The organism is Vibrio sp. 1731, from assembly GCF_033339955.1.
GTDB lineage: Bacteria > Pseudomonadota > Gammaproteobacteria > Enterobacterales > Vibrionaceae > Vibrio > Vibrio alginolyticus.
The window spans coordinates 242,004-258,056 of the sequence record NZ_JAWOVO010000007.1; the positions used below are offsets into that span (position 1 = coordinate 242,004).

The 16,053-nt window shown below is 45.1% G+C and carries 13 protein-coding genes; 7 read left to right on the forward strand and 6 right to left on the reverse strand.

Annotated elements, in window-relative coordinates; all coding sequences use genetic code 11:
- Nucleotides 1-28: 28 nt before the first annotated feature.
- The 5 genes from mscS to R7035_RS10835 all read right to left on the reverse strand — a co-directional run bounded on the left by mscS (nt 29) and on the right by R7035_RS10835 (nt 6,996).
- The gene (gene mscS / locus R7035_RS10815; RefSeq protein ID WP_005384548.1) at nt 29-895 is read right to left on the reverse strand and encodes a small-conductance mechanosensitive channel MscS; all 867 of its coding nucleotides are present in this window, start codon (nt 893-895) and stop codon (nt 29-31) included.
- Between the two features lie 426 nt (nt 896-1,321).
- A complete protein-coding gene (gene fbaA, locus R7035_RS10820; RefSeq protein WP_005380996.1) occupies nt 1,322-2,398 on the reverse strand; it encodes a class II fructose-bisphosphate aldolase in 1,077 nt (358 codons plus the stop codon).
- 154 nt (nt 2,399-2,552) lie between these two features.
- Nucleotides 2,553-3,713, reverse strand: coding sequence for a phosphoglycerate kinase (locus R7035_RS10825; protein ID WP_005384547.1), 1,161 nt, complete (start codon nt 3,711-3,713; stop codon nt 2,553-2,555).
- Between the two features lie 151 nt (nt 3,714-3,864).
- A complete protein-coding gene (gene epd / locus R7035_RS10830; RefSeq protein ID WP_005384545.1) occupies nt 3,865-4,902 on the reverse strand; it encodes an erythrose-4-phosphate dehydrogenase in 1,038 nt (345 codons plus the stop codon).
- 135 nt (nt 4,903-5,037) lie between these two features.
- Nucleotides 5,038-6,996, reverse strand: coding sequence for a ligand-gated channel protein (locus R7035_RS10835; RefSeq protein ID WP_054575406.1), 1,959 nt, complete (start codon nt 6,994-6,996; stop codon nt 5,038-5,040).
- Between the two features lie 140 nt (nt 6,997-7,136).
- Between R7035_RS10835 and R7035_RS10840 the strand changes: the two genes are divergently transcribed.
- The gene (locus tag R7035_RS10840; RefSeq protein WP_017633561.1) at nt 7,137-8,030 is read left to right on the forward strand and encodes a LysR family transcriptional regulator; all 894 of its coding nucleotides are present in this window, start codon (nt 7,137-7,139) and stop codon (nt 8,028-8,030) included.
- Nucleotides 8,031-8,121: 91 nt separating this feature from the next.
- On the opposite strand, the gene tkt is transcribed toward R7035_RS10840, so the two are convergent.
- Nucleotides 8,122-10,116, reverse strand: coding sequence for a transketolase (gene tkt, locus R7035_RS10845; RefSeq protein ID WP_064377335.1), 1,995 nt, complete (start codon nt 10,114-10,116; stop codon nt 8,122-8,124).
- 315 nt (nt 10,117-10,431) lie between these two features.
- Between tkt and metK the strand changes: the two genes are divergently transcribed.
- The 6 genes from metK to gshB all read left to right on the forward strand — a co-directional run bounded on the left by metK (nt 10,432) and on the right by gshB (nt 16,007).
- Complete coding sequence (gene metK / locus R7035_RS10850) at nt 10,432-11,586, forward strand: methionine adenosyltransferase (RefSeq protein ID WP_005381027.1); 1,155 nt, start codon at nt 10,432-10,434, stop codon at nt 11,584-11,586.
- Between the two features lie 402 nt (nt 11,587-11,988).
- The gene (locus R7035_RS10855; RefSeq protein WP_064377333.1) at nt 11,989-12,786 is read left to right on the forward strand and encodes a DUF2189 domain-containing protein; all 798 of its coding nucleotides are present in this window, start codon (nt 11,989-11,991) and stop codon (nt 12,784-12,786) included.
- Between the two features lie 68 nt (nt 12,787-12,854).
- The gene (locus R7035_RS10860) at nt 12,855-13,352 is read left to right on the forward strand and encodes a SprT family zinc-dependent metalloprotease (protein ID WP_064377331.1); all 498 of its coding nucleotides are present in this window, start codon (nt 12,855-12,857) and stop codon (nt 13,350-13,352) included.
- A gap of 150 nt (nt 13,353-13,502) precedes the next feature.
- Nucleotides 13,503-14,198, forward strand: a complete 696-nt coding sequence (endA, locus tag R7035_RS10865) for a deoxyribonuclease I (RefSeq protein ID WP_025768831.1) — start codon at nt 13,503-13,505, stop codon at nt 14,196-14,198.
- A 113-nt stretch (nt 14,199-14,311) separates the two neighbouring features.
- A complete protein-coding gene (gene rsmE / locus R7035_RS10870) occupies nt 14,312-15,043 on the forward strand; it encodes a 16S rRNA (uracil(1498)-N(3))-methyltransferase (RefSeq protein WP_025768830.1) in 732 nt (243 codons plus the stop codon).
- A gap of 13 nt (nt 15,044-15,056) precedes the next feature.
- Complete coding sequence (gene gshB / locus R7035_RS10875) at nt 15,057-16,007, forward strand: glutathione synthase (protein WP_005381021.1); 951 nt, start codon at nt 15,057-15,059, stop codon at nt 16,005-16,007.
- Nucleotides 16,008-16,053 lie beyond the last annotated feature (46 nt).

Genomic DNA, 16,053 nt, shown 5'->3' on the forward strand with positions numbered 1-16,053 from the left:
CTCGCTTTTGAATATCGACTGCTTTTGATTAAGCGTCGACTTTGTTCAGGTGAACATCCATTTGTGGGAATGGAATCTCGATACCATTTTCATCCAATGCTTCTTTAATACCTTGCATTGCATCAAAGTATACGCCCCAGTAATCTGCAGTTTTCACCCATGGACGAACCACAAAGTTAACTGAAGAGTCTGCTAACGTAAGTACACCAATTGTGATATCTGGGTCTTTCAAGATACGTGGATCTTTCTCTAGCGTCTCACGAATCACTTTCTTGGTTAGTTTAAGGTCTGCTTTGTATGAAACACCAATCACTAGGTCGACACGTCGTGTCGCATGGCGAGAGTAGTTAGTAATGGCACCGCCGATAACTGAAGAGTTAGGCACAACAACCATTTTGTTGTCTGGTGTTTTTAGAACTGTTTGGAAGATTTGAATTGCTTCAACACTACCCGCTACACCACCGATTTCTACGTAGTCGCCTGATTTGAATGGACGGAACGCAACAATAAGTACGCCTGCTGCAAAGTTTGATAGTGAACCTTGTAGTGCAAGACCAACAGCAAGACCTGCCGCACCAATCACAGCAACAACAGAAGCGGTTTGAACTCCTAATCGACCAAGAGCCGCGATTAGCACGATTACAAATAGCAAGTAACGAACAAGACCGTGAATAAATTCAACGACGGCCTTATCCATGTTTTTCTTTTCTAGTACTTTAGAAACACTACCAGCGACTGCCTTAACGATAAGATTACCGATAAACAGAATAAGCACCGCAGAGATAATGTTCACACCGTACTGAACCAGTAGATCTGAATTGTTTGTCAGCCAAGTTTCAGCCTGAGTTAGACCATCCGTTAAAGTGGTATCGATACCCACCGATTCACCTGCCATAATTCTTATCCTCAAAAATAAAGAGATATAAATCCAATTGCCGTTAATTTATGAACCTTGTTTTTTAAAGGCTCTTTTCTAAAACAACATCCCTATTGCTCCACTGAACAGTGTCAGATTTTTGGCACAATATCCCAACTCTGACTTTTTTCAAAGTCAGAGTTTCGCAAAGATATGCAAAACAAGACTTTATCAGAGCTTTCTGACACTGACTTGTTACAGGTTACGCAATGCACTCTGATTTCGCCACTCTTAAGACTGATATTCCCATGTTTTCTTTAAAAAAAACGTTAAAGGTGAGATATCTCACTAGCAAATACAACCTAACGCATAAAAATATCGGGAGAAAGCAGAGGGGAAGAAAATGATAGATATAAAAAAAACCCGCTCTTTGAGCGGGTTTTTAAGTAACTTAATCAGTAACGATTATAGTACGTCAACTGCGTTAAGGTCAGCAAATGCTTGCTCTAGACGAGTAACCATTGAAGCTTGGCCTGCACGTAGCCATACGCGTGGATCGTAGTACTTCTTGTTTGGTGCATCTTCACCAGTTGGGTTACCGATCTGACCTTGTAGGTAATCGTGGTTTTCAGCTTCGAACTTACGGATACCATCCCAAGTAGCCCACTGTGTATCAGTATCGATGTTCATTTTGATTACACCGTAGCCGATAGATTCACGGATTTCTTCTAGAGAAGAACCTGAACCACCGTGGAATACGAAGTTTAGAGAGTTCGCTGGAAGACCGAATTTCTCAGAAACGTGCGCTTGAGAATCACGTAGGATAGTTGGAGTTAGTACAACGTTACCTGGCTTGTATACGCCGTGTACGTTACCGAAAGATGCTGCGATAGTGAAACGGTGGCTGATTGCGCTTAGTTTCTCGTATGCGTATGCAACGTCTTCTGGAGAAGTGTATAGCTCAGACGCATCCATATCAGAGTTGTCAACGCCGTCTTCTTCACCACCAGTACAACCTAGTTCGATTTCTAGAGTCATGTTCATTTTAGCCATGCGCTCTAGGTACTTAGCAGAAATTTCGATGTTCTCTTCTAGAGACTCTTCAGAAAGGTCGATCATGTGAGAAGAGAATAGTGGCTTACCAGTTTGCGCGAAGTACTCTTCACCAGCGTCTAGTAGACCGTCGATCCAAGGAAGTAGTTTCTTAGCTGCGTGGTCAGTGTGTAGGATTACTGGAACACCGTAAGCTTCAGCTACAGCGTGAACGTATTTCGCACCAGCAACAGCACCTAGGATTTGAGCTTCTTGACCTTCAAGTTTTAGACCTTTACCAGCAAAGAAAGCAGCGCCACCGTTAGAGAACTGAACGATAACTGGAGCTTTAACTTTTGCAGCTGCTTCAAGTACTGCGTTTACAGAGTCAGTACCCACACAGTTTACTGCTGGAAGTGCAAAGCTGTTTTCTTTTGCAACTTCAAATACTTTCTGAACGTCATCGCCAGAGATAACACCTGGTTTTACGAAGTCGAAGATCTTAGACATGGATGTAATCCTATTTATCTGTCGTTTTTAAACAAAACTTGTTAAGTTGAAAATCTTGCAAACGTTTGCTCACAACTGAGGCTATTCTAGCAGAGTTCCTCACACGTTGCAGCAAACAAGAAAGCGGGAGAATCACTCCCCCGCTTTGCTTTAATTACTTAGCGCGTGCTTCTAGCATTTCTACTGCTGGAAGAACTTTACCTTCTACGAACTCAAGGAAAGCGCCGCCGCCAGTAGAGATGTAAGATACATCCGCTTTGATACCGAACTTGTCGATAGCCGCTAGCGTGTCACCACCACCTGCAACAGAGAAACCTTCAGAAGCTGCGATAGCTTCAGAGATACCTTTAGTACCAGCTTCGAAGTTCTTGAATTCGAATACGCCTACTGGACCATTCCATAGGATAGTCTTAGCGTTTTTAAGGATTTCAGCTAGTTCAGCAGTTGAATCTGGACCAAGGTCGAAGATCATGTCGTCGTCTTGTACTTCAGAAACGTGCTTGATTTCAGCTTCTGCGTTCTCGTCAAATGCTTTCGCACATGCAACGTCAGTTGCTACTGGAATTGCACACTCGTCCATTAGCTTCTTAGCTGTTTCAACTAGGTCTGCTTCGTATAGAGACTTACCAACGTTGTGGCCAGCAGCTGCGATGAATGTGTTAGCAATACCACCACCAACAACGAGTTGGTCAGCGATTTTAGATAGAGACTCAAGAACAGTTAGCTTAGTAGAAACTTTTGAACCACCTACGATAGCAACCATTGGACGAGCTGGCTTGTCCATTGCTTTGCCTAGCGCTTCTAGTTCGTTTGCTAGTAGAGGACCAGCACATGCTACGTCTGCGTGCATGCCAACGCCGTGAGTAGATGCTTGAGCACGGTGAGCCGTACCGAATGCGTCCATTACGAATACGTCACATAGTGCTGCGTATTTCTTAGATAGCTCTTCGTCGTTTTTCTTTTCGCCTTTGTTGAAGCGAACGTTTTCAAGAACAACAAGTTCACCCGCATTTAGCTCTAGGCCATCTAGGTAGTCTTTTGCTAGCTTCACTTCGCAATCTAGTGCGTCGTTTAGGTAATTAACAACTGGTTGTAGAGAGAACTCTTCAGCGTATTCACCTTCAGTTGGGCGACCTAGGTGAGACGTAACCATTACTTTAGCGCCTGCTTCTAGGCAGTGCTTAATAGTTGGAAGAGATGCGATGATACGTGCATCCGAAGTTACTTTACCGTCTTTTACTGGCACGTTTAGGTCAGCACGGATAAATACACGTTTACCTGCAAGATCCAGGTCAGTCATCTTGATTACAGACATGATGTGTCCTCTCAAATATTTAATAATTAAAGTTTTTGAAAACTCGGCAACCCTGCCAAGCCTGTTAATTCTTCAAACTGGTTATAGATATGGAGATATTATGGATTTATTTCAAGGCTAGAAATAAAAATTCTCCATCACTTCTTCGTCATTACTGTTCCACTTGCGAAGAAGCTTGCATTGCTAAGGCAGTATCCAGCATCCGGTTAGCAAAGCCCCATTCGTTGTCGCACCAAACGAGCATTTTTACGAGTTGCCCGTTACTCACTCTAGTCTGGCTTCCATCCACAATCGCACTATGGGGGTCGTGGTTAAAGTCGATGGAAACGAGTGGCGATTCAGTATAGTCAACAATGTTACGTAATGTACACTGAGATGCGTTAACAATGGTTTGATTTACGTCATTAACTTTCACATTTGTACTAATTGTGACACTTAAATCCATTGCAGTGACGTTAACCGTTGGAACACGAACAGAAATTGCTTCGAATTTGTTGGAAAATTTCGGGAAGATTCTTTCAATCCCCTTATGCAACTTAGTGTCCACCGGAATAATAGATTGGCTTGCAGCGCGCGTACGGCGTAAGTCGTTATGATACGCATCAATTACTTGTTGATCGTTCATGGACGAATGAATTGTGGTAATGGTGCCAGACTCTATGCCGAAGGCTTCGTCTAATACTTTAATGATGGGAACGATACAGTTGGTGGTGCAAGAGCCATTGGAGACAACACGGTGCTCGTCTTTCAGAGTTTCGTGGTTCACGCCATAGATAATCGTATTATCTAGGTCGTTTGCGCCCGGGTGCGAAAACAGTACTTTCTTCGCGCCTGCTTCTATATGCGCTTGCCCATCCGCTTGTGAACCAAATACGCCAGTGCAATCCAAGACAATATCAACTTCTAAATCACGCCAAGGAAGTAATTCGATTTCGGAGAGGTGGAGAATGCGAATGGAATCATATTCACCGCTGTCATGATGAACATGCAAATGTTCTTGGTCATGGGAAATTTTTTTACCAAAGCGACCATGACTGGTGTCATATTGCAGTAGGTGTGCCATCGCCTCTGGCTGTGCTAGTTCGTTAACCGCCACAACCTTGATCTGCTGGTGTTTTCCACTTTCATACACCGCTCGCAGAACATTACGACCTATACGTCCAAATCCATTGATCGCAACCTTTAGCATTTATCCTTCGCCCTACCAAAAATTTCGTGTCACAGATACTACCTGATCAGGCTGACAAACGCACCTGTTGAATCAAAGTAAAGCAGGATTAAAAAAGGTCGAGACTATGCTCGACCTTATTACAACGATAGATAATTAAAATGCGACGTCTAAACCTAACCAGTAGCGACGACCATCTTCAATATATCCGTATTCTTCGTAACTGATTTCCTCGTCTAGCAAGTTATAGATAGCGCCTTTAATACGAGTATTGTCGGTTAACTGGTATGTCACACCGGCATCCACAAAGGTATAAGCTGGCTCTACGATACTGTTTCTTGATGGGCCAGTAACCGGATCCATTTCTTTACCTCGGTACGTGACTTTCGCCCAGCTCTCTAGATCTGTTGTCGTTTGCCAAGTCACATCCACATTAAACAGATGCTTTGGTAACTGCTGCAGCGGCATGCCTTTGTATTCACCTGTTTTTTGCTCTGAGTCGGTAAATGTGTAGCTCGAGCTAAGGTAAATGGTTTCCGTTAACGGCGATGCTAAGGTCGCTTCAATACCTTGTGTGACGGCTTCATCCACGTTAATACGGTACGTTGGATCTGCGCCCCATTGGTTTGGACCATCAGTACAGATAGTGTCTGGACAAACAACACGTGTGATCTTGTCTTTGAATTCGTTATGGAACGCTGTCAAAGAGACATCTAAGCCAGAATCACCTTGATACAAGACGCTGATTTCTTTGTTTAGCGACGTTTCAGGGTCAAGATCTGGGTTACCGTAGATATTACCGCCACCACTGACTTGCGCCCAGCCAGGAGTAATTTCACGTAATTGTGGAGAACGGAAACCTGTTGCCACACCGCCTTTCACCGTCCAAGACGGATCAACTCGCCATACACCGTAAACACGTGGACTAAAGTGCGCGCCATAGTTTTCGTCATGATCTAGACGACCACCAAGCGTAACGCTAAACGGATCAGCGATTCTCCATTCATCTTCAATGAAAACAGCCCACTGCGTATTCGATGTTTCAGTCTTCGATGACGCTTTGTTGGAGGTGAAATCCTCAAGCTCTGCATGAGTGGCGTCCACACCCGTCGTCAACGTATGGTTTCCGATACCAGTCACCAAGCTCGATTTGAACGTGGTGTTGGTGATCGTCATCTCACGAGATTTGTTCTCGCTCTCTTCTCGCTGTAAGTAAGTGTCTGAAATGCCAATCGAATCCCAATCACCGTTGTGGCTTACCGTTACGTAATTACGACGATATTCATTCAGTGAGTCTTCACACCCACCACGACACCCAGTGGTCGGCACTGAAAGGCCCACATTACCACGACGACTTTGTGCCGACGTGCCACCTTCTAATTGCACCGAGTGGCGATCATTAATCTGGTAAGTCAGTTTTGAAGAGATACTCTGCATATCTTTATCTTCATAACCGTATTCGATGTCATCTTCTTCTCTGGTTGTGTACTGACCATATACTTGGAGAGATAAATTTTCAGCCAACGGACCATTAACGAAAAAATTCGCGCTCTGCTCTCCACCTGAGCGGCTATTCTCTTGTAGTACCGTGCCCAGTTGAACATTACCCGTCCACTCTAGCGCATCTTTTCGTGTGATGACGTTAATCACACCACCAATCGCATCAGAACCGTAAAGCGTCGACATTGGGCCACGAATAACTTCGATTCGCTCAATCGCTTGAAGAGGAGGTAACCAACCTTGTTCGATACCAGGACCGTCACTATTTGGACGAGTTTCACGCGTGCTTTGACGTTTACCGTCGACCAGTATCAAAGTGTATTTAGAACCCATACCACGGATACTAATGTCGGTAGTATCACCACCACCTGTCACGACAACACCTGGCACACTTTTTAGTGCATCAGTCACATCGCGGTAATAACGGGAGTCCAACTCCTCACGTGAAATCACACTAATACTTGCAGGCGCGTCCGCTTGAGATTGCTCGTAGCTTGATGCAGTTACAACCACTGTTTCCATTTTAGAAACTGCATCATTGGCAAAAACATGAGGGACACTGACGAAGGCTAAAATACCAGTTGCGGTAATAACTGGCAGTCTAAGAGTAGACATCTACATCTCCATAATTGATAATGATTATTATTTTCGAAAGTGAATTATTCACAAATAGAATGAGATGCATAGTGAGAGTTATGGAACGGTTCTTTCCATTTATGGAACTCGTACATAACGCAGTAAGGAGTAAAAGAAATATGCACGACTTAGCATCAATTAGAGCCTTTGATGCGCTCAATCAGCATAAAAGTTTGACAGCCGCTGCTAAAGCCCTTAATCAGCCAAAATCAACGCTAAGTCGTCGCTTGGCACAATTAGAAGAAGACTTCGGTCAGGCTCTAACCGCTAGGCAAGGTAATCGATTAGTTCTGACAAGAGCTGGAGAGATCTTTGCCCACTACAGCCGCCAGATTCTTGAGTTAAGCGAAGAGAGTTATGATGCACTGCAAGGTTTAACGAACCAAGTTTCAGGGCCACTGCATATTGTTTGTCACACTGCCTTAGTTAGAAGCTGGCTCGGTGGCGTACTCAATCGTTTTCTTGCTGATAATCCCGATGTTAGAGTTCAACTTACCAGTGACTTTTCTGAGGCGCATCATGACCCAGATTTGTTCATCTGGCTCGGTGAACGTAAAGAGCTAGACTGGCGAAAAGAAGTGCTGGGGGTATTTCGCTATACGCCTTTTGCCTCTCCAAATTATCTAAAACAACATGGGCCTATACCGCACCCCAAAGAACTTGAAGCACACCCATGGATCGATTTTGGTTCAGTGCAAGAAAATGGATTGATGCTAGCACACCCTCAACACGGTGAGTTCTTTTTAGAGCCCTTTGTTAGTCGCTTATACAGCGACAACATAGCAATGCAAATAGACAGTATCGCGAATGGTCATGGTATTGGACTGCTGCCGACTTGGACAGCATGCGGCTATGAGAAACATCACCCAGGGCGAATCACACCTTGCTTAGAAGGTTGGCTTTCTGAGCCTATTTCCATTAACTGCTATACACCAGCAGGACGACCACCACTGCGCTTATCCGTACTTTTAGACTGCATTCACCAAAGCATTCCACAAGGTTGGAAAACCTGACAAAAATAAAAAGGCCATCATAATGATGGCCTTTCTAACTTTAGCGTTTAACAATCGTCGTTTACGTTCGACTGTTTAGACGGTCCTGCAATTACGCTAGCAATTCTTTTGCTGTGTTCACTACGTTTTCAGTCGTGAAGCCAAACATCTCGAATAGCTGACCAGCAGGTGCAGATTCACCGAATGTTGTCATACCGATGATGCGACCGTCGAAGCCTACGTACTTGTACCAGAAATCCGCAATGCCCGCTTCAATAGCGATACGTGCCGTTACGTCTGATGGCAGTACAGATTCACGGTAAGCAGCGTCTTGTTTGTCGAATGCGTCTGTTGATGGCATTGAAACAACGCGTACTTTCTTGCCTTCTGAAGTTAGTTGCTCAGCGGCTTTCACTGCAAGCTCAACCTCAGAACCTGTTGCGATAAGGATTAGCTCAGGCTTACCTTCGCTATCTTTCAGGATGTAAGCACCTTTCGCGATGTCTGCGACTTGTTCAGCAGTACGCTCTTGTTGCGCTAGGTTTTGACGAGAGAAGATAAGTGCAGTTGGTGCATCTTTACGTTCAATCGCTAGTTTCCATGCAACTGCAGACTCAACTTGGTCACATGGGCGCCATGTGCTCATGTTTGGAGTTACACGTAGAGACGCCATTTGCTCAACAGGTTGGTGAGTTGGGCCATCTTCGCCAAGACCGATCGAATCATGCGTGTAAACTTGGATGTTCTGAATTTTCATCAGCGCAGCCATACGCATTGCGTTACGAGCGTATTCCATGAACATTAGGAATGTTGCGCCGTAAGGAACGAAACCACCGTGCAATGCGATACCGTTGATGATAGCAGTCATACCGAATTCGCGTACACCGTAGTGGATGTAGTTGCCAGAGAAGTCCTCCGTTTCTAGAGACTTAGAACCAGACCACATGGTCAGGTTAGAAGGCGCTAGGTCAGCAGAACCACCCATAAACTCAGGAAGCATTTGACCAAACGCTTCTAGTGCATTTTGCGATGCTTTACGTGATGCAATGTTCGCTGGGTTTGCTTGAAGATCGGCAATGATTTGGTTCGCTTTTTCTTCCCACTGTGCAGGAAGTTCGCCGTTTAGACGTCGTTTAAGCTCTGCCGCTTCAGCAGGGTAAGCTGCAGCGTATGCCTCGAATTTTTCATTCCAAGCTGCTTCTTTCGCGGCGCCCGCTTCTTTTGCATCCCACTCAGCGTAAACATCTGCCGGGATCTCAAATGGGCCGTACTCCCAACCTAGGTATTCACGAGCCGCTTGGATCTCATCGTGACCTAGTGGTGCACCGTGACAGTCGTGCGAACCAGACTTGTTAGGAGAACCGAAACCGATAATTGTTTTGGTACAGATAAGCGTAGGACGTGGGTCCGCTTTTGCTGCTTCAATTGCTGCGTTGATCGCGTCTGAGTCGTGACCATCGACTGCTGGGATTACATGCCAGCCGTACGCTTCAAAACGCTTAGGTGTATCGTCAGAGAACCAGCCTTCAACGTGACCGTCGATAGAAATGCCGTTGTCATCCCAAAACGCGATCAGTTTGCCTAGACCTAACGTCCCAGCAAGAGAGCATGCTTCATGCGAGATGCCTTCCATTAGACAGCCGTCACCCATGAACACATACGTAAAGTGGTCAACGATATCGTGACCTTCTTTGTTGAACTGTGCCGCTAGTGCTTTCTCTGCGATCGCCATACCAACAGCGTTAGTGATGCCTTGACCTAGAGGACCCGTTGTTGTCTCGATACCAGGCGCGTAGCCGTACTCTGGGTGACCTGGGGTTTTTGAGTGCAATTGACGGAAGTGTTTCAGATCGTCAATAGATAGCTCGTAACCGCTTAAGTGCAGTAGAGAGTAAATAAGCATTGACCCATGACCGTTTGACAGCACAAAGCGATCGCGGTCGGCCCACTCTGGGTTTGAAGGGTTATGGTTTAGGTGAGAGCGCCAAAGAACTTCAGCGATATCAGCCATACCCATTGGTGCGCCTGGGTGGCCTGAGTTAGCTTGTTGAACACCATCCATGCTTAGAGCACGAATTGCATTGGCAAGATGTTTACGAGACGACATGTCTGCTCCTGAGTACATTAAGCGAAACGAAAAGTAGGTCATAATTCTCTCAAAGCCCTGTTGGGTGTGCAAACGTTTTCCAGTCCAAAACCTCACAAATATTGCACCTTTCGCGCCAAATCGTTCGAAGTTCTTAAAATTATCAATAAATCAGGCAAACGTTTGGTTGTAACAAAAACCAAAAAAGAGCTTGTAATTCGAGCAATCAAATTTAGAATAGACGTCTAGATGTAGATACACCTACAAAAATTAGTATTAATTTGCGCTGGAGAGTTTATCATTCCCCAGTTTTAAACCAGATATAGTGGAGCTAACATGGCTAAGCACCTGTTTACTTCTGAGTCAGTATCAGAAGGTCATCCAGATAAAATTGCAGACCAGATTTCTGATGCGGTTCTTGACGCGATTCTAGAGCAAGATCCAAAGGCTCGTGTTGCATGTGAGACTTACGTTAAAACCGGTATGGTAATGGTGGGTGGTGAAATCACGACTTCAGCATGGGTAGACATCGAAGAGTTAACTCGTGAAACCGTTCGTGAAATCGGCTACGTACATTCAGATATGGGCTTTGACGCAGATTCTTGTGCGGTACTAAACACAATCGGTAAACAGTCGCCAGATATCAACCAAGGTGTTGATAAAGCTGACCCTAAAGAACAAGGTGCAGGCGACCAAGGCATCATGTTTGGTTACGCTTGTAACGAAACTGAAGTACTAATGCCAGCGCCAATTACTTACTCTCACCGTCTTGTTCAAAAGCAAGCAGAAGTTCGTAAAAACGGCACACTACCTTGGTTGCGTCCTGATGCAAAATCTCAGGTAACATTCCAATACGATCAAGGTAACATCGTTGGTATCGACGCGGTTGTTCTTTCAACTCAACACTGTGACTCAATCTCAACTTCAGACCTGCGTGAAGCGGTAATGGAAGAGATCATTAAGCCAGTGCTACCTTCTGAGTGGATCAACAAAGAAACAAACTTCTTCATTAATCCAACCGGTCGCTTCGTAATCGGTGGTCCTATGGGTGACTGTGGTCTAACTGGTCGTAAGATCATCGTAGATACCTACGGCGGCGCAGCTCGTCACGGTGGCGGTGCGTTTTCTGGTAAAGATCCATCAAAAGTTGACCGTAGTGCAGCATACGCAGCACGCTACGTAGCGAAAAACATCGTAGCGGCAGGCATGGCTGACCGTTGTGAGATCCAACTTTCTTACGCAATCGGTGTTGCTGATCCAACGTCTATCATGGTGGAAACGTTCGGTACTGAGAAAGTATCTCACGACATCATCATTGAAGCGGTTCGTCAATTCTTCGACCTACGTCCATACGGTCTACAAGAAATGCTTAACCTTCTTCAACCTATCTACAAGAAGACAGCGGCTTACGGTCACTTCGGTCGTGAAGAATTCCCGTGGGAAGCAACAGACAAAGCTGCACTTCTACGCGATTTCGCTGGCATCAAATAATCAAGCCATGCAAGAATCAATCAAGCCCTCGCCTATGGTGGGGGCTTTTTATTTTCAGCAACTTTTATCTAGTCATTTCGACTCATACCGCCCTGCGCCACAAAGCAGTCCTGTTTCTCCCTCATTTTTATACCGAATAAATTTTAAGCAATTATTTGTAAATTATCCCATCTCCGCCAATAGTTAAAATATTGTTAATTCCAATTTAAATAGAGACGTCGGATGCTGGCGACTGTGGAAGCAACACTTAAGTAAAGACATGAGTCAGGCATCTTTATGGCCGATACCAAACTAAGCCAATGCTCAGATGTAAACTTGAAAAAGTCGCTTCAAGTTTGACTGAACAAAAACCGCTGTCAGTTGGTATAAGCGGATAATGTGGGAATAAATCAAGGAGGAGTTATGCCTCGAACTGTTAATCCATCGGACTTCCACAACAAGCGAAAGGAAGTGCCAGACAACGAATACGCCAGAACCATACCGTGCAATACGGTCAATCTTTCTGCACCTTTTCATTGGCTAGCATTAGGTCTGCATGATTTCGTGCGAATGCCACTTATTAGTGCTTTCTATGGCATCTGTTTTATGGCAGCTGCGATAGGCATTGTTTTGCTCGTACAGTGGCAAGGCACACACTTGGTCGTCATGCCCAGTTTGATTGTTTACATGTTAATCGGTCCGTTTCTCGCGCTGGGCTTGTATGATGCCAGTTGGGAGAGAGAGCGCGGACACAAAGCAAGCTTGTTCCATTCAATGAAAGCGATCGGTCGTAACTCAACATCTCAATGGGCGTTCGCCGTGTTACTCGCAGTGTGTATGATATTTTGGATGCGCATTGCCGCTCTACTTCATGCGCTCTACCCTTCTGTTCAAGGGGCACCTTTAAGTGAGTTCCTACCCTTCCTTGTCATCGGCTCTTTAGTTGGCTTTGTTTTGGCTTGTGTGGTGTTTAGCATTTCAGCCTTTTCTATTCCGCTCATGATGGAGCGTCGCGTAGACATGATGACCGCTGTATTTACCAGCTTTAATGCCGTGAAATCCAACATTCCAGCAATGATTGTTTGGGCAGCGATCATCTGTGGCGGTATTCTTATCGGCTTTGCGACCTACGGGATCGGAATGTTGTTTACCATGCCAGTTCTAGGCTACGGTACATGGCACGCTTACCATGCCACCATCAAGAAAAAACACACACCATAATTAACTGATGCTATGATCTGGCCCTCGCAAATGCGGGGGCTTTTTTATTTGATTTATCGAGGTGAATTGTGGATATAGAACTCAGCTATAAAGCCAAGCAAGTGATGGCGGACTGTATCGCGATGGCGGAACAAGCTTTCAAACGTTCTTTCCCGATTCCAACAATCACCTTCGACGTTCGTGGGAAAGCGGCAGGAAAAGCCTACCTTCAATTAAATCAAGTACGCCTAAACTCTGTTTTATTTCGCGAAAACACCCAAGCATTCTTAGATGAAGTCATTCCTCATGAAGTAGCACACCTGATTACTTATCAGGTTTACGGGCGAGTTAGGCCTCACGGCAAAGAATGGAAAGGCGTCATGGAAGCCGTATTTAACGTACCAGCCAAAACCACTCACAGCTTTGAAGTAAAATCCGTTCAAGGTAAAACCTTTGAGTATCGTTGTGGTTGTATGACCTACCCTCTATCGATTCGCCGTCATAATAAAGTGCTGCGCAAAGAGGCGACGTACTCTTGTCAAAAATGCCGCCAACCACTTAACTTCACCGGTATTCAATTATCGTAGCCCTTACCTCATAGTGTTACTTGCGTTCCCAAAATAAAGATCGATTTGATCAAAACCTTCCCTTCGCCAACTATTGTTAACTTACTCATCACTAAAGCTATTTTATGCGTGTTATCATGAATAAAGTCATACTTTATAAAGACTTTTATCATGAAATACTTATTCTCTCTGTTGCTTATCGCGCTTTCTAGCACTGCGATTGCCGCGCCACCGAGCTCATTCTCTGCAGCCAAACGTGAGGCGGTCAAAATTTATCAAGACCATCCAACAAGCTTCTACTGTGGCTGTAACATTCAATGGCAAGGCAAGAAAGGCTTACCCGATTTAGCCTCTTGCGGCTACCAAGTCCGTAAACAAGAAAAACGGGCTGCACGAATCGAATGGGAGCATGTGGTTCCTGCGTGGCAATTTGGCCACCAGCGTCAATGCTGGCAAGATGGCGGACGTAAAAACTGTAAGAAAAAAGACAAAACTTTTCGTTTGATGGAAGCAGACTTGCACAACCTAACTCCTGCTATTGGTGAAGTAAACGGTGACCGTTCGAACTACAACTTCAGCCAATGGAACGGTATGGATGGCGTGAGTTATGGTCGCTGTGAGATGCAAGTGAACTTTAAGCAGCGTAAAGTCATGCCACCAGACCGTGCGCGTGGCTCAATTGCTCGTACCTATCTATACATGAGCAAAGAGTACGGTTTCAAACTGTCGAAGCAGCAAACGCAATTAATGAGTGCTTGGAACAAAACCTATCCTGTCGATAAATGGGAATGTGAGCGTGACGAGCGCATTGCAAAAGTACAGGGCAATCACAACCCATTTGTTCAAGAAGCCTGCCGCGCACTGTAACCTCCGACCTCGAAGCGTTTCAATTACTGATATTGAAACGCTTCTTGCCCCTTGTTTTTTCGGTGCAAAGCATCCATGTTAGGGTTTAAGTTTATTCTCTTGCTGGAAATCTCATGCGTACCCCTCGAATTTATCATCCAGAAACCATTCATCAACTTGGCTCACTTGCTTTAAGTGACGACGCAGCAGGCCATATCGGTCGTGTTTTGCGCATGAAAGAAGGCCAAGACGTTCTCCTTTTTGACGGCAGTGGCGCAGAGTTCCCAGCGGTTATCAGTGAAGTCAGCAAAAAATCAGTTTTGGTTAACATCACCGAGCGCGTAGAAAACAGTATTGAATCCCCTTTAGATCTGCACCTTGGTCAAGTCATTTCACGTGGCGATAAGATGGAGTTCACCATCCAAAAGTCTGTTGAACTTGGCGTCAATACCATCACTCCTCTGATTTCTGAACGTTGTGGTGTCAAGCTTGACCAAAAGCGTTTTGAGAAAAAACTCGCGCAATGGCAGAAAATCGCCATCAGTGCCTGTGAGCAATGTGGGCGTAATGTCGTGCCCGAAATTCGTCCAATTATGAGCTTGGAAGAGTGGTGTAAAGAAGAGTACGATGGTTTAAAGCTTAACCTTCACCCTCGTGCTAAATACTCAATCAACACTTTGCCAACCCCGGTTGAAAAAGTGCGCCTACTGATCGGTCCTGAAGGCGGTTTATCGTCTGAAGAAATCGAGATGACTCGAGAATACCAATTTGAAGAAACGCTACTCGGCCCTCGCGTTCTGCGTACCGAAACAGCGGCTCTGACAGCAATTACAGCCTTACAAGTTCGTTTCGGCGATCTTGGTTAAACGGAGAAAAATAATGATCAAACTCGGTATCGTAATGGACCCAATCTCGTCCATTAACATCAAAAAAGACTCTAGCTTTGCCATGATGCTTGAAGCGCAACGACGCGGCTATGAAATCCACTACATGGAAATGAATGATCTGCATCTCGATCAAGGCGTTGCCATTGCAGATACTAAAGTGGTAGAACTAAAAGAAGATCCAAACGGTTGGTACGAGTTCAAATCAGAGCAAACTATCGAACTGTCTGAGCTAGACGCGGTGCTAATGCGTAAAGATCCTCCGTTTGATACTGAATACATCTACGCGACTTACATCCTTGAGCGTGCAGAAGAACAGGGTGCACTGATCGTTAACAAGCCTCAAAGCTTACGTGATTGTAACGAAAAGCTGTTTACAGCATGGTTCCCAGAGCTGACACCTACAACGATCGTGACGCGAAAAGCAGAAAAAATTAAAGAATTTCGTGAAAAACATGGTGATGTCATCCTGAAACCGCTTGATGGTATGGGTGGCGCGTCCATCTTCCGTGTAAAAGAAAACGATCCAAACGTCTCTGTAATCATCGAGACATTGACTAACCACGGTCAAAACTACGCAATGGCACAAACCTTCGTGCCAGACATCAGCAACGGTGACAAACGTATCCTAGTGGTAGATGGCGAACCTATGCCTTACTGTCTAGCACGCATTCCTGCTAAAGGCGAAACGCGCGGCAACCTAGCCGCTGGTGGTACTGGTGAAGCTCGTCCGCTAAGCGAAACCGACCTCAAAATTGCGCAAACCGTTGCTCCGACACTGAAAGAAAAAGGCCTTATCTTTGTTGGCCTTGACGTAATTGGCGACAAGCTAACAGAAATCAACGTCACCAGCCCAACCTGTATTCGCGAAATTGAAGCAGCTTTTGATATCTCAATCACAGGCAAGCTGATGGATGCGATTGAGCGTCGAGTAAAAGGCGAATAACTCAAACTGTATTACAGTTAATAGAGAGCGTAGTACATTAACTTAA